The organism is Streptomyces cyaneochromogenes (genome assembly GCF_003963535.1).
Taxonomy (GTDB): domain Bacteria; phylum Actinomycetota; class Actinomycetes; order Streptomycetales; family Streptomycetaceae; genus Streptomyces; species Streptomyces shaanxiensis.
The window spans coordinates 3,336,170-3,356,710 of sequence record NZ_CP034539.1; the positions used below are offsets into that span (position 1 = coordinate 3,336,170).

A 20,541-nucleotide genomic window follows, 5' to 3' on the forward strand; every position below is an offset into this window, starting at 1 on the left:
GGCCGGCCGTACGGGATGACGGCGGGCCCCCAGCCTCCCCAGCGAGGCCCGCCACACCACTCCACCAGGGGCCTCGCACGGAAGGACCTTCGGGTGCCCGTCTTCACGCGCCTACGTCAACTGCCCGGTAAGAAGGACGACTTGCCCGTCGAGGACGCCGTCGCCGAGGACACACCCGCAGCCGCCGACGGCGAGGAAGCCCCACAGGGGCCGGTCGCACCCGACGACGATGCCCGCACGGATGGTGCGGATGGGAACGACTCGGCCGAAGGCGAGGCCGAGGCCGAGGGCGACCAACCGCCGACCACCACCCCCCGCACTTGGCGCACCACATACCTCCCGTGGACGATCACCGCCCTCGCCGCCGCCCTCATCCACATCTGCCTGCAGATGCCGAACACCCTCGGCAACCTCAAGGCGACGGAGTTCATACGCCTCCCCGCCGAGGCCATCATCGGCGCCGCCGTACTCCTCACCCTCCCCCGCCGCCCCCGCCTGATCGTCGCGGCGACGGCCGGCGCCGCCCTGGGCGCCCTGACCGCCCTGAACATCCTCGACCTCGGCTACAACGAGTTCCTGGGCCGGCACTTCAACATCGTCCTCGACTGGGAACTCCTCGACGACGCCCAGTCGTACCTGAAGGACTCCCTGGGCGGCACGACCACCACGCTCCTCACGATCGGCGTGATCCTCCTCGTCGTCCTGCTCGTGGCCACCGTCGCCCTGGCCACCGTCCGCGTCGCCAACGCCCTGGCCCGCCACAAGGCGGACGCGTCCAGGGGCGCCCTCGTCGCCGGCACCGTCTGGATCACCTGCACGGCGTTCGGCCTCCAGGTCGCCGGCGTGCCGATCGCCGCGGACCACACCGCCGGCGTCCTCAAGGTCCACGCACGCCGGGCGATGGACACCCTCCGCGACGAGGCCCGGTTCGCGAAGGACGCGAAGGCCGACACCTTCGGCAACACACCGCCCGACCAGCTCGTCCCGGACCTGCGCGGCAAGGACGTCATCTTCACGTTCATCGAGAGCTACGGCCGCAGCGCGCTGGAGGACCCGGAGATCGCCCCCGGAGTCACCGACACCCTCGACACCAGCACCAAGGCCCTGGCCGACGCCGGCTTCCACGCCAAGAGCGGCTGGCTGACGTCGGCGACGTACGGCGGCAGCAGCTGGCTCGGCCACTCCACCACGCTCTCCGGCCTGTGGATCGACAACCAGCAGCGCTATCGCACCGTCATGGCCAGCGACCGCCTCAGCCTCACCAAGGTCTTCCAGAAGACCGGCGAGTGGGACACGGTCGGCGTGATGCCCGGCGTGCAGAAGGCCTGGCCGGAACAGCGGTACTACGGCCTCGACAAGGTCTACAACGCCTTCCGACTCGGCTACAAGGGGCCGAAGTTCAGCTGGTCGACGATGCCGGACCAGTACGCCCTCGAAGCCTTCCAGCGCCAGGTCCACGGCAAGAAGCGCGACAAGCCCCTGATGTCGGAGATCATCCTGACCTCCAGCCACCAGCCCTGGGCTCCCCTCCCCAAGATGGTCGACTGGGACGACCTGGGCGACGGCTCGGTCTTCACGCCCATCCAGCAGTCGGGCACGAAGCCGGCGGACATCATCTCCGACTCCTCCCGCTCCAAGCAGGAGTACGGCAAGTCGATCTCGTACTCCGTCACCAGCCTCACCCAGTGGCTGGAGCGCTACGGCACCGTCGACACCGTCCTCGTCTTCCTCGGCGACCACCAGCCGATGTCCCGGGTCAGCGGCACGAAGGCCAGCAGGGACGTCCCGATCTCGATCGTCGCCAAGGACCCCGAGATGCTGGACAAGATCGCCGACTGGAACTGGACGGACGGCCTCCAGCCGGGCCCCCAGACCCCGGTCTGGAAGATGAGCTCCTTCCGAGACCGCTTCCTGACGGCGTACGGCTCGACCCCCAGCCCGTCGAGGTAGCCCAGAGCCGCCCCCGCCGCCCCTACCCGTCCCATCCCTGGGGGCTGCCACCCCCAGACCCCCGCTTCGGCCCGAAGGGCCTCGTCCTCAAACGCCGGACAGGCTGAAATGCCTGGGCCGGCATCGAGAGGTGGTCGCGTACCCCCACGGACGGGCAGTCGCCCGCGGCGGGAGGCCGATACGGCTGTGATGGGCGTACCCCCGCGGCGCCGCAGCCGCGTACGGCGGGAAGGGGACGCGTCGGGGGGTGTCCGCCCGCAGTGGCCGGCGTCAACACGCGGCACCTCCCGGCCTAAGTCCAACCGCCGGTCCGAGGACGGACACCCCCCGACGCGGCCCCGACCCACCCACCGCCCCGCAGGCGCTACGCGCACCCCCACCAAACCCGCACAGGCCGCCGCAGGCACAGACGCGCACCCCCACCAAGGCGGCACAGGCCGCCGCAGGCACAGACGCGCACCCCCACTCAACCGCCGGAGGTATCCAGCTCCGCGTCCTCGCCCACACCCGCACAGTCATACGGATCCTTCAGCCACCCGTCCGGCAGCACCACCCGGTTGTTACCGGACGTACGCCCCCGGGGCCCGTCGGCGCCCACCGGCCACGGCTGGTCGAGGTCCAACTCGTCCAGCCCGCCCCGCAGTTCCTCCAGCGACGACGTGATCGCCAGCCGCTTGCGCATCTCGGAGCCGACCGCGAAGCCCTTCAGGTACCACGCCACATGCTTGCGGAAGTCGATGACCCCCCGCGCCTCGTCCCCGATCCACTCACCGAGCAGCTCGGCATGGCGCACCATGACGTCGGCGACCTCCCGCAGCGAAGGACGCGCGATGGCGTCCTCCCGCCCCTCGAAGGCAGCCACCAGATCCGAGAACAACCAAGGCCGCCCCAGACACCCCCGCCCGACCACAACCCCGTCGCACCCGGTCTCCCGCACCATCCGCACGGCGTCCTCGGCCGACCAGATGTCACCGTTCCCGAGCACGGGAATCTCCGGCACATGCTCCTTGAGCCGCGCGATGGCGTCCCAGTCGGCCGTACCGCCGTAGTGCTGGGCGGCCGTACGGCCGTGCAGCGCGATGGCCGTCACGCCCTCCTCCACCGCGATCCGCCCGGCGTCGAGGTAGGTGATGTGATCGTCGTCGATGCCCTTGCGCATCTTCATCGTGACCGGCAGGTCCCCCGCCCCGCTGACCGCCTCCCGCAGAATCGCCCGCAGCAGATTCCGCTTGAACGGCAGCGCCGACCCCCCACCCTTGCGGGTCACCTTCGGCACCGGGCACCCGAAGTTCAGGTCGATGTGGTCGGCCAGCCCCTCCTCCGCGATCATGCGGACTGCTTTGCCGACGGTGGCCGGGTCGACGCCGTACAGCTGGATCGAGCGCGGCTTCTCGGTCGCGTCGAAGTGGATCAGCTGCATGGTCTTCTCGTTGCGCTCGACCAGCGCCCGAGTCGTGATCATCTCGCTGACGAACAGCCCCTTGCCGCCACTGAACTCCCTGCACAGCGTGCGGAAGGGCGCGTTCGTGATCCCCGCCATGGGGGCCAGGACGACGGGCGGCTGGACGACATGCGGGCCGATCCGCAGCGGCGAAACGGTGGGCGAGACGGTCGTGGGCATCCACCCATTCTCACGTACCGGACGGACTGCCGCGAAATTCATTAGTTAGGCGTACTATTCAAGAATGCCGGAGCTCAGCCCTCGCCGCCGCCTGCTGGTCCTCGCGATCTGCTGCATGAGCCTGCTGATCGTCAGCCTCGACAACACCGTGCTCAACGTCGCCCTGCCCGCCCTCCAGCGCGACCTCGACGCGAGCACGTCGGGCCTGCAGTGGACCATCGACGCGTACACCCTCGTCCTCGCCTCGCTGCTGATGCTGGCCGGCTCCACCGCGGACCGTATCGGCCGCAAGCGCGTCTTCATGGCGGGCCTGGTCGTCTTCACCATCGGCTCGGCCCTGTGCTCCCTCGCACCGAACCTCGACGCCCTGATCGCGTTCCGGATGGTGCAGGCGGTGGGCGGCTCGATGCTCAACCCGGTCGCGATGTCGATCATCACCAACACCTTCACGGACCCGCGGGAGCGGGCCCGGGCGATCGGCGTGTGGGGCGCAGTCGTCGGCATCTCCATGGCCGCGGGCCCGCTGGTCGGCGGACTGCTGGTGGAGTCGGTCGGCTGGCGGTCGATCTTCTGGGTCAACCTCCCGGTGGGCCTCGCCGCCCTCCTCCTCACCCTCCGCTACGTCCCCGAGTCCCGCGCCGCGAAGCCACGCCGCCCCGACCCGATCGGACAGGTGCTGGTCATCGCCCTGTTCGGCTCACTGACGTACGCGATCATCGAGGCACCCACCGCGCCGGCCACCGAGCTCCTCCTCTTCGGCGGCATCGCCCTGACCGCACTGACCGCCCTCCTCGTCTACGAGCCCCGCCGCGCCGAGCCCCTCATCGACCTGCGGTTCTTCCGCTCGGCACCGTTCAGCGGAGCCACCGTGATCGCGATCAGCGCGTTCGCCGCGCTCGGCGGCTTCCTGTTCCTGTCGACGCTGTACCTGCAGAACGTACGCGGGCTTGACGCACTGCACGCGGGCCTGTGGATGCTGCCGATGGCCGCGCTGTGCTTCGTCTGCGCGCCGCTCGCGGGACGGGTGGTCGGCAACCGGGGGCCTCGGCTGCCGCTGCTGATCGCGGGAGTGGCGATGACGACGTCGGGGGTGCTGTTCGCGGCCTTCGAGGCGGAGACCGGGAACACGACGCTGGTCCTCGGATACGTCCTGTTCGGGCTCGGCTTCGGCTTCGTCAACGCGCCGATCACCAACACGGCGGTGTCCGGCATGCCGCGCGCGCAGGCGGGAGTCGCGGCCGCCGTCGCCTCCACCAGCCGCCAGCTGGGACAGACGCTGGGCGTGGCCGTCGTCGGCGCGGTGCTGGCCTCGGGCGTGGGGGCGTCGTCGTACCGGGACGCGTTCGTCACCGCCGCCCGCCCGGCGTGGTGGATCGTCGCCGCGTGCGGGCTGGCGGTGCTGGTCGTGGGGCTGGTGACCAGCGGGGCGTGGGCGCGAAGGACGGCTGAGCGGACGGCCGAGCGGCTGGAGTCGGCCGAGGTGCGTGAGGCGTCGAGGGTCGGCGCGTAGGGCCTGGTCGCCCTGGTCCCCAGGGGCTGTCCGGCGGATCAGCTCGGCGTCGCGGGGTCCGGCACGCACATCCGACCCCGCTCGGGTCGGCCGAGAGGCACCGATCGCTGCAGCCGATCCGATCCGCCGGACAAGCCCCTAGTCGTCCTCGTCCTCGAAACTCCATCGCACGTCGACCTGTGCGGCGGGGGCAACCTCACGCACGGTGTTCTGAGACTCCTGCTCGATCTTGTCGGCCCACGCGCCGAAGCGGGTCACGATGATCGGGTACTCGCTCCACGCGGAGACCTGCCCCGGCGCCTCCACTCCCACCGTCATGTCTCCGTCGAGATCGTGCTCGGTGAGGAACGCGGTCAGCGCCTCGGCGACGTGCGCCGTCTCCTCGCCCGGCCGCAAACCGGAGACATCGATACTGAGGCCAACAGACATAGACATGCGCCCAAGCTATCGCCCACCACTGACAACCCGGCGGCAGGGCCATCGAGGCCGTCGCATCAGGGCATCTCCCTCGCCAGCGCGGTTTCGTGAAGGCGCCTCAGCTTCTCCCCCGACTCCTCGTCCGCCGGGACGTACGTCACCATCCGCGGCCCCACCTGCGGACTCAGCCACATATCCGTGTGGTCGACCACGACGCGCCCCACCTGCCGGTTGAGGAACTCCTTCCGCTTGCTGCGGTGTGCCACCACCTCATGGCGGTCCCACTCCTCGCGGAACTCCGGCGACTCCGCGCGCAGCCGCTTCAGCAGCATCTTCCAGGCGGGCTCGGCGAGATGACCGGCCATCGCGGCCCGGAAGCGGGCGGCCATCAGACGCTGGGTCTCCTCCAGGTGCACGATCGACGAGCGCCACTCGTCGTGCGTGTACGACAGGACCATGCAGTTGCGGTCCTCGGGCGGCACCGCGTCCAGGTCGCACAGCAGCAGCCCGTAGGTGCGGTTGTAGGCGAGGATGTCGTACCGGCTGTTCTGCAGGCAGGCCGGGTACGGCTCCAGTTGCTCCAGTACCGCCCGCAGGGCAGGGGTGACCGAGGAGCAGGTCGTCGCCGGTGTCGGGTCGACCGCGCCGGCGAGCTGGAAGAGGTGGGTCCGCTCGCTGGGGTCCAGCATCAGCGTGCGGGCGAGCGCGTCGAGGACCTGGACGGAGACCTGGATGTCGCGGGCCTGTTCCAGCCAGGTGTACCAGGTGACGCCGACCGCCGAGAGCTGGGCGACCTCCTCGCGGCGCAGGCCGGGCGTACGGCGTCGGCGGCCGCGGGGCAGGCCGACCTGCTCGGGGGAGATGTGCTCGCGGCGGTGGCGCAGGAACGCGGCGAGTTCGTGGCGCCGGATCGCGGAGGCGGCCGTAGCGGGCGGGGCTTCGGGCGGTGTCCGCGTCCACGTCTGCTCGGCCATGCTCGTCATGCCTCCAGCCTGCCCCTGCCCGGACCCTGTTTCCAGGTGGTTCTTCTACCAGGATAAGAACACTCTGGTACCACTCTGCGAACCGCCGCAGTCTCGTAACCGTGACCGAAACCATCACCGCGCACAAGGCCCGGACGACCGCGGCACCACCCACGCTCGGCGCCCTCGGCCTCTTCACCGTGCTGCTCGCGGCGGCACTCCCCCTCATCGACTTCTTCATCGTCAACGTCGCCCTGCCGACGATCGGCCACGACCTCGCGGCGAGCGAGACCATGCTCGAACTCGTCGTCGCCGGCTACGGGTTGGCATACGCCGTCCTCCTCGTCCTCGGCGGACGGCTCGGCGACCTGTTCGGCCGGCGCCGGCTCTTCCTGGGCGGCATGGCGGCCTTCGGGCTGACCTCGCTGGCGTGCGGGCTCGCCCCCAGCGCGTGGGCGCTCGTCGCGGCGCGGGTCGCGCAGGGCGCGGCGTCGGCGGCGATGCTGCCGCAGGTGCTCGCCACGATCCAGGCGGCGACCAGCGGGCAGCGCCGCGCCAAGGCCATGGGGCTGTACGGCGCCACGGCCGGGCTGTCCATGGTCGCCGGGCAGATCCTCGGCGGCGTCCTGGTCGCGGCGACACCTTTGTCTTTTCTTTTCGGCGCGGGCACCGGCTGGCGCTCGGTGTTCCTGGTGAACGTCCCGGTCGTCCTCGTCGGCCTCTTCCTGGCCGCCCGCACGGTCCCGGAGACCCGCTCACAGCACCCGGAACCGGTGGACGGACCCGGCACGGTCCTGCTCGCCGCCGCCCTCCTCACGCTCCTGGCCCCGCTCACCGAGGGCCGGGCGGCGGGCTGGCCGCTGTGGACGTGGCTGTCGCTGGCGGCGTTCCCGTTCGTGGCGGCGGCGTTCTACGCGGTGGAGCGCAGGGCGGACCGTCAGGGCCGTACGCCTCTGGTGCCGCCGAGCCTGTTCGCCCTGACGTCCCTGCGGCGCGGTCTGGCGTTGATCGTGCCGTTCTCGATCGGCTTCAGCGGCTTCATGTTCGTGATCGCGGTGGCGCTGCAGCAGGGCGCGGGGCGCGGCCCGGTCGCGGCGGGACTGGCCCTCGTCCCCATGGCGGTGGTGTTCTTCTTCGTCTCCCTGGCCGGCCCTCGGCTGGTGGCCCGCTACGGCACCCGCGTCGTGACCGCCGGTGCGGCGATCCAGGGGGTGGGCGTGGCCCTGATGGCACTGGCCACCTGGTACTCCTGGCCGGACCTCGGCCTCGTCGAGCTGCTCCCCGGGGCCGCCGTCGCGGGCGCGGGCCAGGCACTCCAACTCCCCGTCGTCTTCCGGATCGTGCTCTCCGAGGTGCCGGCGGCGCGGGCGGGCGTGGGCAGCGGGGTGATGATCACGACCCAGCAGTCGTCCCTGGCCCTGGGCGTGGCGACGCTGGGCACGCTCTTCCTCTCCCTGGTCCCCGGGCTGGGCATGCGCGACGCCCTGGTGACCACGCTCCTGGTCCAGTTGGCCGGAGTGGCGCTGACGGGGCTGCTCAGCCTGCGTCTGCCGCGCACGATCGGCTGACGGACCTGTGCTCGTCCGGCGGACATGTGAGGGTGTGGCCACAGGTTGGTCAACTCGCGAGGGAAGTGTCCCTGTTGATGTTGGTCTTGCTGCACACTCCTTGCTGCGCACGGCCGATCGGGGCCGCGCACGCGTACTCGATGTCCTCGGACGCTGGAGGCGTCATGCTGGAGATCAACACGAGCAAGGTGAGCCGCTGGGACCAACACGGACGGGAGCACGTCGTACAAGTACTGCGCAGGGGCGCGCAACGCACGGTCAGGTGCGACACGTGCGGTTGGCGCAAGGGCGCGCAGTTCCTGCCGTGGCTGAAGGCGGAGGAGCATCTGGCGGAGGCCCACCAGGCGACGGTGGACCCGACGGAGGCGCAGTCGGACCGATGACGCGCATCCGTCGGTACCGCCCCGAGGACCGCGAGGCCGTCGAGGACATCTGCGTCCGCACGGCCCACGAGGGCGGCGACAGCCGGCCGCACTACCAGGACCCCGGCATCTTCCCGACGACGTTCGCGCTGCCGTACGCCACGCTGGAACCGGACCTCGCCTTCGTCCTGGACGACGGAGCGGACCGAGCGGTCGGCTACGTCCTCGGCGTCGCGGACACCCCCCGCTTCGTCGAGGCCTTCCGCACCAAGTGGCTCCCCCTGGCGGCCCACCGCTACCCCGAGCCGCCCGACCCGCCGAGCACACCGGACGAGGAGATGATCCACCTCCTCCACCACCCGGAACGCATGCTCGTCCCCGAGGTGACCGCCTACCCGGCCCACCTCCACATCGACCTGCTGCCCGCCTGGCAGGGCCGGGGCCACGGCCGCGCCCTGATACGCAGGCTCCTGCGCGCCCTCCAGGACCAGGGCGTCCCGGCAGTCCACCTCTCCATGGTCACGGCCAACACCCCGGCGAGAGCCTTCTACGACCGCCTCGGCTTCCACGAGATCGACGTTCCGGACCCGGGCCCGGTCACGTACCTCGGCCGCACGACGAAGACCGAGGACCTGGACATCCCCTGACGGTTCAGCCCCTCAACCCCTCAGTCTCTGAGCCTCTCAGCCCTCAATCCTCGGTCCGGGCCCGCAGCCCTCGCACGAGCAGATCCATGACCGCCTCGAACTCCCCCTCCACGCCGGGCTGTTCCCACTCCTTGGCGTAGCCGGGGTCGTGGAAGCGGCCCGTGGCCTGGAAGAGGGCGCGGGCCGCGGTGGCCGGGTCCTGGACGGCGAAGACGCCCGCGTCGACGCCGGCGCGCACGATCTCGGTCAGCTGGCCGGTGAGTTCGGCGATGTGCGCGCCGACCACCTCGCCCTGATCGCCGACCAGCACCTGGTACGTGGCGAAGAGCTCGGGGTCGCCGCCCGCCTTCTGCCGCTTGGCGGCGAACAGGGCCGCGAACCACTCGCGCACCCGGGCCTCCGGGTCCCGCTCCGCGTCCGCGGCGATGTCGGCCAGCACCTGGGTCGTACGGTCCAGCCACCGCTTCGTCACCGCCCCCCGCAGCTCCGCCTTCGTCCGGAAGTGGCGGTAGACGCTGCCGTGGCTGACGCCGAGCGCGCGGGCCACGTCGACCACGGTGGCCTTGGCCGGCCCGTGGCGGCGCAGCACCTCCTCGGTCGCTTCGAGGATGCGCTCGGCGGTCAGGGTCTGGGAGGTCGGTGGGGCCATGGCCTAGACCGTACCCGGCACGATGGTCGGAGCCTGTGTCATGCCCCCGGCCGGATCAGCGGCGGCGTCTGCTGCGGGCGGCCGCAAGGCGCCGGAGTCGCCCTCGACGCGGGGGCAGGAGCCGCGTGGGCGGTTCGGCAACGCGGCTGGGGTCCCCCTCTGGGGGGAGTACGTGCCGGACGCCGTGCCCAGCCGGGGACATGACACAGGCGCTCAGTGCTCGGTGCCGAGGTGTGCCATCTGTGCGGCCGGGTAGCGCGTGCCGGCCGCCGCGTCCGCCGGCACGGCCTCCTCGATCGCCGTCAGGTCGGCCTCGTCCAGCGTCACGTCCAGCGCGCCCAGCGCCTCGGTGAGCCGCTCCCGGGTGCGGGCCCCGACCAGCGGCACGATGTCCTCGCCCCGGGAGAGCACCCAGGCGAAGGCGATCTGCGCGACGGAGACGCCCTTCTGCTCGGCGATCTTCCGCAGCGCCTCGACCAGATCCAGGTTGTGCTGGAGGTTCTCGCCCTGGAATCGGGGCGAGTGGGCGCGGAAGTCGGTCGCGGCGAACTGCCGGTCGCGGGCGATGTGGCCGGAGATCAGGCCGCGGGAGAGCACACCGTACGCCGTGATGCCGATGCCCAGCTCACGGGTGGTCGGCAGGATCTCCCGCTCGATGTCGCGGGTGATGATCGCGTACTCGATCTGCAGGTCGGCGATGGGCGCGGTGGCGGCGGCCCGCCGGATGTTGGCGGCACTGGCCTCGCTCAGGCCGATGTGGCGCACATAGCCCTTCTCGATCAGTTCCGCGATGGCCCCGACCGTCTCCTCGATCGGTACGTCCGGGTCGACCCGGGCGATCCGGTAGACGTCGATGTGGTCGACGCCGAGGCGCTGGAGGGAGTACGCGGCGAAGTTGCGGACCGCGACGGGACGGCCGTCGTACCCGCCGCCCCAGCCGCCGGCCGGGTCGCGCAGGGCGCCGAACTTCACGCTGGTCAGGGCACGTTCGCGCAGGCCCGCCGGGGCAGTGCGCAGGGCCTCGCCGATCAGCATCTCGTTGTGGCCCATGGCGTAGAAGTCGCCGGTGTCGAGCAGGGTCATGCCGGCGTCGAGGGCTGCGTGAACGGTCGCGATCGACTCCGTTCGGTCCGCGTCGCCGTACACCGGGGACATGCCCATGCAGCCGAGGCCGAGGGCGGAGACCTTGGGGCCGGTGGTTCCGAGCTTTCGGGTTCGCATCGTCATGACATCCACCCTGCCCTAACAGCTGACAGATTTCAATATCTGTCATTCCATACTCGACCTCACCCTCCCGCGGCACACCAAGGGCCCAAAATGGTCCAGACCTATTGACGAAAGGTCTGGACCACGAGCACTGTCATGCCTACGTCGTACCAACGACGCCTCACCGCACCCCCACCGGGAGGATCCGCATGCTCCGCCGCGCTCTGCGCCTGCTCGCCGCCGGCCTGACGACGGCCGTACTGGCCCCCCTCGCGATCGCCACCGCCCCAGCCGCCGAAGCCGCCTCCGCCACCGCGGACACCTGCGCGGTCAAGTCGAAGCCCGCCGGCAAGGTCTTGCAGGGCTACTGGGAGAACTGGGACGGCGCCGCCAACGGGGTCCACCCGCCCTTCGGCTGGACCCCGATCACCGACTCCCGCATCCCCTCCCACGGCTACAACGTGATCAACGCGGCGTTCCCGGTCATCCGCTCCGACGGCACCGCGCTCTGGGAGGACGGCATGGACACGGGCGTGAAGGTGGCGACTCCGGCGGAGATGTGCGCGGCGAAGGCGGCCGGCCGGACGATCCTGCTCTCGATCGGCGGCGCGACGGCCGGCATCGACCTCAGCTCGACCGCCGTGGCGGACCGGTTCGTCGCGACGATCGTCCCGATCCTGAAGAAGTACAACTTCGACGGCATCGACATAGACATCGAGACGGGCCTGGTCGGCAGCGGGAACATCTCCCAACTCTCCACGTCCCAGGCCAACTTGATCCGCATCATCGACGGGGTACTGGCGCAGATGCCGTCGAACTTCGGCCTGACGATGGCTCCGGAGACGGCGTACGTCACCGGCGGCAGCGTCGTCTACGGCTCCATCTGGGGCGCGTATCTCCCCGTCATCAAGAAGTACGCCGACAACGGCCGCCTGTGGTGGCTGAACATGCAGTACTACAACGGCAGCATGTACGGCTGCTCCGGCGACTCCTACTCCGCCGGCACCGTCGAGGGCTTCGTCGCGCAGACGGACTGCCTCGACAAGGGCCTCGTCATTCAAGGTACGACGATCAGGGTCCCGTACGACAAGCAGGTCCCGGGCCTGCCCGCCCAGCCGGGCGCGGGCGGCGGCCACATGTCCCCGTCCCTCGTCGCCCAGGCCTGGCGGCACTACGGCACCGCGCTCAAGGGCCTGATGACCTGGTCGATCAACTGGGACGGCTCGAAGAACTGGACGTTCGGCGACAACGTGAAGGCGCTGCAGGGACGTTGAGCCCCGAGCCGGCGGGAGGCCCTGGCCCGGCTCGTGCTCAGCCAGGCCGCGGCCGACCTCGCCCGGGGGGCGGGCACGTTGGTGGTCACCCGCAACGACGCCGACACCGGCCCCGGCGGCCGGGTGAGCGAGGCCCGGCAGCTGGTGGAGCACGCCGAAGAGCTGGTGGTGCGGGCGGTCGTGTTCGAGCGTGAGCGGGGCGCCTCGTGGGCGGACATCGCCCACTACCTCGACGTGACCCCGCAGGCGGCCGAGGCCCGTTACGCACCCGAACTCGCGCGCTGGCGCGAGGCGTTGGCGGACCCATTCCCGTTGGACGAGGCCCGCGGCAGGTACGTCCGACGCCTGCCTCCCGCCGCGCACGCCCCGGACGTCACCCGTCGCGAGCTCGATCTCTGGGCTCACTTCCACGTCACCATCAGGGACCTGTACGCGGTCGGGGCCGGGCTGCGCATGACCGACCCGGCGCGGCGGGAGACGTACCCGGAGACCGAGCCGGACGAGATGACCGGCGCCGTCTGCGAGGAGTCCCGCCTCCGCCCCTTCGTCGAACTCCTCGCCGACTACGTCAACCACGCCTTCGACGACACCGACTGGGAGACGATCGAGATCGGCCTCGATCCGACCGACAACGAGGACCCGGACGCCTGGTACTCCTACCCGCTGACCGGCCCCGCCCACTCCCTGGAGATCCGCGTCGCGCGGGACGTCGAAGACGGTGACATGGTCTCGGTGGCCGTCAAGGGCGCCACCGCGGCCGACCTGCGCCTGCGCATCGACACCCTCTTCGCCGCCTTCGCCCGCTGATCACGTCCACGCGAGCTTGGCCCCCAGCGCCACGAACGCTCCCGCGAAGGTCCGCCGCAGCCACGCCATCACCCGGGGCCGGGAGATGACGTGATCGCGCACGGAGGCGGCGAGCACCCCGTACGCCGCGAAGACCGCGAACGTCATCGCCATGAACACCGCGCTCAGCGCCAGCATGCGCGGCAGGGCGTTCGCCGCGCCCGGGTCCACGAACTGCGGGAGAAAGGCGAGGAAGAACATCGTCAGCTTCGGATTGAGGATGTTGATCAGCACTCCCCGCACGATCACCCGCCCCGAGGAGAGCGGCGCGGCGCCCTCGTCCACCGCGATGGCGTCCTTGTCCCTGAGCATGGCCCAAGCCATGTACAGCAGATAGGCGACCCCGGCGTACTTGAGGATCTGGAACGCGGTCGCACTCGCGTGCAGCAGCGCGGCCAGTCCGGTGATGGTGGCCAGCATGTGCGGCACGATCCCGAGCGTGCAGGCGAAGGCGGCGACGACGCTTGCGCGGCGGCCGCGGGAGAGGCCTGCGGCGAGGGTGTAGACGACGCCGGTGCCGGGGGTGGCCACGACGACGAGGGTCGTGAGGAGAAAGGCGAGACTCATGCCGCCACCCTTGTGCCGCCGCACACGGGGATACAGGGCCAATCGACGGCCGGGCTGCTGGACCAATCGGAGGGCCGGGCGGCCCGTCCGAACCGTCCGACTCCGTTGGACACCCTCCCCCACCCCTCGGAGAATGGGATTTGTCGGCGAGCAGTCACTTCGGCGGCGCCTGCCGTCGGCCGCCCGGTGCTCATGCGCCGCCCGCGGGAGGCTGCCGTGATCGTTCGTATCGCCACCTTCAACGCGCAGAACCTCTTCCGCCGTCCCAAGGCGTTCAACCTGGCGGACGCGACGCAGCGGAACGAGGTCCTCGCCGATTTCAGCACGCTGGTCTCGCTGCTGAACCTGACGACCTACGACGCGCAGGACAAGGCACGGATCTCCGCGCTGGTGAAGAAGCACCGCGCCAACGCCTGGAACCCGGAGGACCCCCCGCCGATCTACATCAATGAGACCCGCCCGGGAAAGAAGTCCAGCCTGTTCAAGGAGCCGGGGTCCACGGAGATCAAGGCCACGGGCCGTGGCACATGGGCCGGCTGGGCCGAACTCGTACGGGAGGAACTCGACACGGAGGCGGTGCGGAACACCGGCCGGGTGGTCGACGCGGTCGATGCCGACATCCTGGTCGTGGTGGAGGTCGAGGACCGGCTGACCCTGGACCGCTTCAACCAGCAGATCCTGGCCGGCGTACTCGGCAAGCGGCCATACCCCTTCAACATGCTGATCGACGGCAACGACAGCCGCGGCATCGACATCGGGATCCTCAGCCGCCACCCCATCACCTCCGTCCGGTCCCATCTCTTCGACCCCGACCCGGACCGTCCCGGCGAGCCGTTGTTCAGCCGTGACTGCCCCGAGTTCGAGATCGAGCTGAACGGGGCGCCTCTGATCGTTCTCGGCAACCACCTCAAGAGCAAGTTCATGGACGACCCGGCCCTGCGCCTGGCCCAGGCCAAGCGGGTCGCGGAGATCTACGAGGCCGCCCGGGAGCGCACGCCGCACGTCGTGGTCGCCGGAGACCTCAACGACGACCTGAAGAGCGAGCCCCTCGAGGTTCTCCTGGACACCGGCCTGCAGGACGTGATGACCCACTCCTCCTACCGGGGAGGCCCCGGCACACACGGCCAGTGCGACGAGCCGAGCGACAAACTCGACTACCTGCTGCTCCCGCCACCGCTGCGGCACCGGGTGCAGCACGTCGCCCTGGAGAAGCGCGGAATCTACTGGGAGCCGCCGCTCCCGGACACCAAGCGCTTCGAGGAAGTGACGTCAAAGATCAACGCGGCTTCGGACCATGCCGCGCTCTACGTCGATCTGGACTTCTGAAGGCCGGTTCCGCATGCCTGCGAGATCGCCGCCGCGGTAGCCGCAGCGCCGGTCACGCTCGGGGTGTCGTCACTCCTGGGTCTGGCGGGCATCCAGGCCCGCCGTATCGCGGTGAAACGCATCCGTCCGGCGCCTCCACCTGTGGCACATGCTCAGCGGGCGAATGGCGGTACTGCCCGCACCCCAAGGCATCCACAGCCTCGCCCTCACCGACGACGCCCGTCTCCTGTCGGCCGGACGCGGCGGGATCCGGCACTTCCGGCTCGACCTCGCCGCCCTGTGGGCAAGAGCGGAGCGCTGACCGACCCGGACGGGCCCCGGCGGCGTCGACACCCACCGGGAGCCCGAACCACCCCCCTCACCCCTGCCGCAACGGCACCGCCAAATCCACCACCTGCCGCCCCTGCGGGAAGGCCCCGGTCGAAGTCGCCCTACCCGTAAGCAGGTTGACCCGGAAGACCCGCGACCCGGTAACCGCATAACCGGTGTTGGTGCCCGAGTTCGCCGAGCTGTAGATGTCGAAGCCCGAGTCGCGCGGTACGTCCACGCCCGTCTTGCCGGTCGGGGCGAGGTTGCCCGCGTTGGCCGGGGACTGGACCGACACCTGGTCCTGGGTCGTGTCGAGGTCGAACAGGGTCGTGGCCGTCGTCGCGTCGAGGTCGTTGTTCGTGTACGCCGCGCCGGTCACGCCCGTCGCCGTCGCGCCGGTCGTCGCGGGCGGCACCGGCGGGTTGGTGAGGGTGCCGTCGACGGCCGTGGTGCCCGCGGCGGGGGCGCCCGCCGGGTCGTCGATGTTGTGGCGGAGGTTCTGGCCGGTGTCGCTGATGACGCGCAGCCGGTTCGCGGCCGGGTTGAAGTCGACGCCGAAGCTGGTGCCCTGGAGGGCGACGCTCAGCTGAGAGACCTTCGTGGCCTTGGCGCCGATCTCGCGGATCGTGTAGACGCCGCCCTTGTCGCCGACGCCGTACAGCGTGTTGTTCTGCACCCGGAAGTCGATGCCGACGAGCCTGCTGTCGCCCTGGAGGCCGTTCACCTTGCCGAGCGGGAGGACGACGCCGGGCCGGTCGACGCGGAAGCGGACGAGACGCTGGTCGCCGGTCAGCCCGACGGCGACGAGCCGGTCAGCGGACGCCTGGGCCCGCCCGGCCGCGGTGCCGGACTGGGTCGAGAGCGCCGGAGAGGACCCGCTGTTGTCCTTCGCGGCGACAAAACCGATGGTGCCGACGGCCAGGGCCAGCGTGGTCACGCCGATGACTGCTTGCTTGCGCATGATGCCCCCGTAAGAGACGCGTGGCCCCCTGCGGGCCGCGCATGCCTCCCCTTCGGAGCCGTATGCGCCCTGGATGGGCAAAACCCCGGTTTCGTTACGTCTGTTACGTCCGTAACGAAACCGGGGTCTTCAGCAGAGTCAGGCGCCGACCAGCCGGCCCGCCAGGTAGCCCTCGATCTGGTCCAGCGACACGCGCTCCTGCTTCATCGAGTCACGCTCACGGACCGTCACCGCGTTGTCGTCCAGCGTGTCGAAGTCGACCGTCACGCAGTACGGCGTACCGATCTCGTCCTGGCGGCGGTAGCGGCGGCCGATCGCGCCTGCGTCGTCGAACTCGATGTTCCAGTTCTGGCGGAGCGCCTGCGCGAGGCCCTTGGCCTTCGGGGACAGCTCGGGGTTGCGGGAGAGCGGGAGCACCGCGACCTTCACCGGGGCCAGGCGGTGGTCGAGACGCAGCACCGTGCGCTTCTCCATCTTGCCCTTGGCGTTCGGCGCCTCGTCCTCGACGTAGGCGTCGAGCAGGAACGCCAGCATCGCGCGGCCGACACCGGCCGCCGGCTCGATGACGTACGGCGTCCAGCGCTCGCCGGCCTCCTGGTCGAAGTAGGAGAGGTCCTGGCCGGAGGCCTTGGAGTGAGCGCCGAGGTCGTAGTCGGTGCGGTTGGCGACGCCCTCAAGCTCGCCCCACTCGTTGCCGCCGAACTGGAAGCGGTACTCGATGTCAGCGGTGCGCTTGGAGTAGTGGGAGAGCTTCTCCTTCGGGTGCTCGTACCACCGCATGTTCTCCTCGCGCAGGCCCAGGCCGGTGTACCAGTTCCAGCGCTGCTCCATCCAGTACTCCTGCCACTTCTCGTCCTCGCCCGGCTTGACGAAGAACTCCATCTCCATCTGCTCGAACTCGCGGGTGCGGAAGATGAAGTTGCCGGGCGTGATCTCGTTGCGGAAGGACTTGCCCATCTGCGCGATGCCGAACGGCGGCTTGCGGCGCGAAGTAGTCTGCACCTGGGCGAAGTTGGTGAAGATGCCCTGGGCGGTCTCCGGGCGCAGGTAGGCGATGGAGCCGCTGTCCTGCGTCGGGCCGAGGTGGGTGGAGAGCAGACCCGAGAACTGCTTGGGCTCGGTGAACTGGCCCTTGTTGCCGCAGTTCGGGCAGTTGATGTCGGCGAGGCCGTTCTCCGGGAGGTGGCCCTTCTTCGCCTCGTACGCCTCCTCGAGGTGGTCCGCGCGGAACCGCTTGTGGCAGGAGGTGCACTCGGTGAGCGGGTCCGTGAAAGTGGCGACGTGGCCGGAGGCGACCCAGACCTCGGGGGCCAGGATCACGGACGAGTCGATACCGACCACGTCCTCGCGCGACGTCACCATGTAGCGCCACCACTGGCGCTTCAGGTTCTCCTTGAGCTCGACACCCAGCGGCCCGTAGTCCCAGGCGGCGCGCTGGCCGCCGTAGATCTCACTGCAGGGGAATACGAAGCCACGGCGCTTGCTCAGGCTGACGATGGTGTCGATCTTGTCGGCGGCCACGGTGCTCTCTTCATTACGACGACGGGCGACGAAGCGAGGCGCTTCACAGCGAATGCTTCAGGGTACCGGCGGGGGCTGGCCCTCAACCAAATCGGTTGCCCTCTGTGGACAGCCGCTCACGGTTGTTGACAATGGTTTCCATATTTGCTGAAAATGAGTGTCATGAACGTACGACGACACCACATATCCGGGGTTGCCATCGCCGCCGTGACCGCCCTCGGTCTCGGCACGCTGTCCGCCTGCTCCTCGGACAGCGCGGCGGTCGGCAACACGGAGAAGTTCGACGTCGTCGCGTCGTTCTACCCGATGGCCTTCCTCGCCGAGCGGATAGGCGGCGACCATGTGAAGGTCACCAGTCTGACCGAGCCCGGCCAGGAGCCGCACGACCTGGAGGTCAGCGCGCAGCAGCGGGCGCAGATCGAGGAGTCCGACGCGGCTCTGTACCTCAAGGGTCTCCAGCCGGCCGTCGACGAGGCCGTGTCCCAGTCCGGCGCCAAGACCAAGATCGACGCCGCCACGCTCACCAAGCTCGAGGACCACGGCAGCCTTGAGGACAGCCATGAGCACGAGGGCGAGGAGGCGCACTCCGAGGAGGAAGAGGAGCACGCCCTCGACCCGCACGTCTGGCTGGACCCGGTGAAGTACGCCGAGATCGCCAAGGGTGTCGGCGCGGCCTTCGAGAAGGCCGACCCGGACCACGCCGCCGACTACAAGAAGAACACCGACGCGCTGGTCAAGAAGCTCGACGGTCTCAACACCCAGTTCGCGGACGGGCTGAAGGACACCAAGACCAAGGTCTTCTTCACCAACCACGCCGCCTTCGGCTACCTCGCCGAGCGCTACGGCCTGACCATGGAGGCCATCGCCGGTCTCGACCCGGAGAGCGAGCCCAGCCCGGCCCGGATCAAGGAGCTCCAGCAGGAGGCCAAGGCCGACGGCGTGACCACCGTCTTCTACGAGACACTGGTGTCCGACAAGACCGCGAAGACCCTCGCCGACGACGCCGGCCTGAAGACGGACGTGCTCGATCCGCTGGAGGGCATCACCGACAAGTCCAAGGGCGACGACTACTTCTCGGTCATGGAGGCCAACCTCACGGCCCTGAAGACGGCCCTGGGAGCCAAGTGACCGACCCCATGGAGGACGGCATGACCGAGCCCGTCATATCGCTGCGCGGCGTCCGCGCCGAGCTGGGCTCGCGCCCCGTCCTGCGCGGCATCGACCTCACCGTGAACCGCGGTGAGGTCGTCGCGCTGCTCGGCGCGAACGGCTCCGGCAAGTCGACGGCCGTACGCAGCGTCATCGGCCAGGTGCCGGTCAGCGCCGGCGAGATCGAGCTGTTCGGCACCCCGCGGGCGCGCTTCCGCGACTGGGCGCGGGTCGGGTACGTCCCGCAGCGCACGACGGCCGCGGGCGGCGTCCCGGCCACGGTGACGGAGATCGTCTCGTCCGGCCGCCTGTCCCGCACCCGCTTCGGCGTCTTCCGCAAGGCCGACCGCGCGGCCGTACGGCATGCCTTGGAGCTGGTCGGCATGGCCGACCGCGCCAAGGACTCCGTGGACGCCCTCTCCGGCGGCCAGCACCAGCGGGTGCTCATCGCCCGCGCCCTGGCCTCCGACCCCGAACTGCTGATCATGGACGAGCCGATGGCGGGCGTGGACCTGGCCAGCCAGGAAGTGCTCGCGCGCACCCTCCGGGAGCAGGTCGCGGCCGGTGCGACGGTCCTCCTCGTGCTGCACGAACTGGGCCCCCTGGAGCCCTTGATCGACCGCGCGGTGGTCCTGCGCGACGGCTGCGTCCTGCACGACGGCCCGCCCCCGAAGGCCGTCGGCCAGCACGCGCTGCCCGGCCACGACCACGTACACCCGCACGCGGCTCACGACGCCGAACCGATCCGGACGGGACTGCTGAGCTGATGGACTTCCTGAACTACGACTTCATGCAGCGGGCGCTGCTCGCCGCGGTCCTGGTCGGCATCACGGCACCCGCCGTGGGCATCTATCTGGTCCAGCGCCGCCAGGCCCTGATGGGCGACGGAATCGGCCACGTCGCGATGACCGGTGTCGGCCTGGGCTTCCTGCTCTCCTGGTCCCCGGTGTGGATGGCGACGCTGGTCTCCGTCCTCGGCGCGGTCCTGATGGAGCTGATCCGCTGGTACGGCCGCACCCGTGGCGACATCGCCCTCGCGATGCTCTTCTACGGCGGTATGGCCGGCGGCGTGATGTTCATCAACCTCGCGCCGACGGGCTCGAACGCGAACCTGACGTCGTACCTGTTCGGTTCGTTGTCGACCGTGAGCGAGTCGGACGTGACCGCGATCGTTCTGCTCGCCGCCTTCGTGGTGTTGGTCACCCTCGGTCTGCGCCGCCAGCTGTTCGCGGTGAGCCAGGACGAGGAGTTCGCGAGGGTCACCGGGCTTCCGGTGCGCGCCCTGAACCTGCTCACGGCGATCACGGCGGCGGTGACCGTGACCGTCGCCATGCGGGTGGTCGGCCTGCTGCTGGTCAGCGCGCTGATGGTCGTCCCTGTGGCGGCGGCCCAGCAGTTGAGCCGCAGCTTCGCTGCGACGTTCGCGATCGCCGTCGGCATCGGCGTCACGGTGACGATCGGCGGCACGGTCACGTCCTACTACCAGGACGTCCCGCCCGGCGCGACCATCGTGCTGCTGACCATCGGCGCGTTCATCGCGCTGACGGCGCTGGCGGCCCCGCTGGCCCGCCGCAGAGCCCGTGCCATGGCCACAGGGGAGCCCGCCGGTGACCCGGCGGAGTGCGCGATTCCGGCCAGCCGGGAATCCGACGGAAAGGTCGGCGTCTGACCGCTGTGGGTCCGGGCTGGCACAATG

Annotated in this window: 20 protein-coding genes; 12 read left to right on the forward strand and 8 right to left on the reverse strand. The window is 70.2% G+C overall.

Features of this window, described 5'->3' with window-relative positions; genetic code table 11:
- The first annotated feature begins 93 nt into the window (after positions 1–93).
- Positions 94–1,950 carry an alkaline phosphatase family protein gene (locus tag EJ357_RS14865; protein ID WP_407698486.1) on the forward strand — a complete coding sequence of 619 codons (1,857 nt, stop codon included), beginning with the start codon at positions 94–96 and terminating at the stop codon, positions 1,948–1,950.
- 466 nt (positions 1,951–2,416) lie between these two features.
- On the opposite strand, the gene dusB is transcribed toward EJ357_RS14865, so the two are convergent.
- The gene (gene dusB, locus EJ357_RS14875; protein ID WP_126392079.1) at positions 2,417–3,571 is read right to left on the reverse strand and encodes a tRNA dihydrouridine synthase DusB; all 1,155 of its coding nucleotides are present in this window, start codon (positions 3,569–3,571) and stop codon (positions 2,417–2,419) included.
- A 64-nt stretch (positions 3,572–3,635) separates the two neighbouring features.
- Between dusB and EJ357_RS14880 the strand changes: the two genes are divergently transcribed.
- Complete coding sequence (locus tag EJ357_RS14880) at positions 3,636–5,081, forward strand: MFS transporter (protein ID WP_126392080.1); 1,446 nt, start codon at positions 3,636–3,638, stop codon at positions 5,079–5,081.
- A 138-nt stretch (positions 5,082–5,219) separates the two neighbouring features.
- Here the strand turns inward: EJ357_RS14880 and EJ357_RS14885 are convergent, their stop codons facing one another.
- Both EJ357_RS14885 and EJ357_RS14890 read right to left on the reverse strand, forming a co-directional pair.
- On the reverse strand, positions 5,220–5,516 hold the full coding sequence (locus EJ357_RS14885) for a hypothetical protein (RefSeq protein ID WP_126392081.1): 297 nt from the start codon (positions 5,514–5,516) through the stop codon (positions 5,220–5,222).
- A 59-nt stretch (positions 5,517–5,575) separates the two neighbouring features.
- Complete coding sequence (locus EJ357_RS14890) at positions 5,576–6,472, reverse strand: helix-turn-helix transcriptional regulator (protein WP_126399499.1); 897 nt, start codon at positions 6,470–6,472, stop codon at positions 5,576–5,578.
- Between the two features lie 110 nt (positions 6,473–6,582).
- Here EJ357_RS14890 and EJ357_RS14895 point away from each other — a divergent pair, with 110 nt between their 5' ends.
- The 3 genes from EJ357_RS14895 to EJ357_RS14905 all read left to right on the forward strand — a co-directional run bounded on the left by EJ357_RS14895 (position 6,583) and on the right by EJ357_RS14905 (position 9,037).
- Positions 6,583–8,028, forward strand: coding sequence for an MFS transporter (locus tag EJ357_RS14895; RefSeq protein WP_126392082.1), 1,446 nt, complete (start codon positions 6,583–6,585; stop codon positions 8,026–8,028).
- 164 nt (positions 8,029–8,192) lie between these two features.
- On the forward strand, positions 8,193–8,411 hold the full coding sequence (locus EJ357_RS14900) for a hypothetical protein (protein ID WP_031477043.1): 219 nt from the start codon (positions 8,193–8,195) through the stop codon (positions 8,409–8,411).
- A complete protein-coding gene (locus EJ357_RS14905) occupies positions 8,408–9,037 on the forward strand; it encodes a GNAT family N-acetyltransferase (RefSeq protein WP_126392083.1) in 630 nt (209 codons plus the stop codon). Before EJ357_RS14900 ends, EJ357_RS14905 begins: the two co-directional genes overlap by 4 nt.
- 43 nt (positions 9,038–9,080) lie before the next feature.
- Here the strand turns inward: EJ357_RS14905 and EJ357_RS14910 are convergent, their stop codons facing one another.
- Positions 9,081–9,686, reverse strand: coding sequence for a TetR family transcriptional regulator (locus tag EJ357_RS14910; RefSeq protein WP_126392084.1), 606 nt, complete (start codon positions 9,684–9,686; stop codon positions 9,081–9,083).
- A 213-nt stretch (positions 9,687–9,899) separates the two neighbouring features.
- Positions 9,900–10,913, reverse strand: coding sequence for an aldo/keto reductase (locus EJ357_RS14915; protein WP_126392085.1), 1,014 nt, complete (start codon positions 10,911–10,913; stop codon positions 9,900–9,902).
- Positions 10,914–11,101: 188 nt separating this feature from the next.
- On the opposite strand from EJ357_RS14915, the gene EJ357_RS14920 reads away from it, so the two are divergent.
- Together EJ357_RS14920 and EJ357_RS49335 are read left to right on the forward strand one after the other, a co-directional pair.
- Positions 11,102–12,166 (forward strand): chitinase, encoded by a 1,065-nt coding sequence (locus EJ357_RS14920; RefSeq protein ID WP_126392086.1) that lies wholly within the window; start codon positions 11,102–11,104, stop codon positions 12,164–12,166.
- Positions 12,167–12,199: 33 nt separating this feature from the next.
- Positions 12,200–12,973, forward strand: coding sequence for a hypothetical protein (locus EJ357_RS49335; protein ID WP_228473068.1), 774 nt, complete (start codon positions 12,200–12,202; stop codon positions 12,971–12,973).
- Here the strand turns inward: EJ357_RS49335 and EJ357_RS14930 are convergent, their stop codons facing one another.
- Positions 12,974–13,579, reverse strand: a complete 606-nt coding sequence (locus tag EJ357_RS14930; RefSeq protein ID WP_126392087.1) for a LysE family translocator — start codon at positions 13,577–13,579, stop codon at positions 12,974–12,976. It lies immediately after the preceding gene.
- Positions 13,580–13,795: 216 nt separating this feature from the next.
- On the opposite strand from EJ357_RS14930, the gene EJ357_RS14935 reads away from it, so the two are divergent.
- Positions 13,796–14,905, forward strand: a complete 1,110-nt coding sequence (locus EJ357_RS14935) for an endonuclease/exonuclease/phosphatase family protein (RefSeq protein WP_126392088.1) — start codon at positions 13,796–13,798, stop codon at positions 14,903–14,905.
- 148 nt (positions 14,906–15,053) lie between these two features.
- On the forward strand, positions 15,054–15,206 hold the full coding sequence (locus EJ357_RS48285; protein WP_175647398.1) for a hypothetical protein: 153 nt from the start codon (positions 15,054–15,056) through the stop codon (positions 15,204–15,206).
- Between the two features lie 57 nt (positions 15,207–15,263).
- Here the strand turns inward: EJ357_RS48285 and EJ357_RS14940 are convergent, their stop codons facing one another.
- Positions 15,264–16,175: a DUF4394 domain-containing protein gene (locus EJ357_RS14940; protein WP_126392089.1), complete on the reverse strand. Its 912-nt coding sequence runs from the start codon at positions 16,173–16,175 to the stop codon at positions 15,264–15,266.
- Positions 16,176–16,313: 138 nt separating this feature from the next.
- Positions 16,314–17,696 carry a glycine--tRNA ligase gene (locus tag EJ357_RS14945; protein WP_126392090.1) on the reverse strand — a complete coding sequence of 461 codons (1,383 nt, stop codon included), beginning with the start codon at positions 17,694–17,696 and terminating at the stop codon, positions 16,314–16,316.
- 162 nt (positions 17,697–17,858) lie between these two features.
- Here EJ357_RS14945 and EJ357_RS14950 point away from each other — a divergent pair, with 162 nt between their 5' ends.
- Genes EJ357_RS14950 through EJ357_RS14960 form a run of 3 tightly spaced genes read left to right on the forward strand, consistent with a single transcriptional unit; the run spans position 17,859 to position 20,514 of the window.
- Positions 17,859–18,824 (forward strand): metal ABC transporter substrate-binding protein, encoded by a 966-nt coding sequence (locus EJ357_RS14950; RefSeq protein WP_126392091.1) that lies wholly within the window; start codon positions 17,859–17,861, stop codon positions 18,822–18,824.
- Between the two features lie 20 nt (positions 18,825–18,844).
- Positions 18,845–19,612: a metal ABC transporter ATP-binding protein gene (locus EJ357_RS14955; RefSeq protein ID WP_126392092.1), complete on the forward strand. Its 768-nt coding sequence runs from the start codon at positions 18,845–18,847 to the stop codon at positions 19,610–19,612.
- Positions 19,612–20,514, forward strand: coding sequence for a metal ABC transporter permease (locus EJ357_RS14960; protein ID WP_126392093.1), 903 nt, complete (start codon positions 19,612–19,614; stop codon positions 20,512–20,514). Before EJ357_RS14955 ends, EJ357_RS14960 begins: the two co-directional genes overlap by 1 nt.
- Positions 20,515–20,541 lie beyond the last annotated feature (27 nt).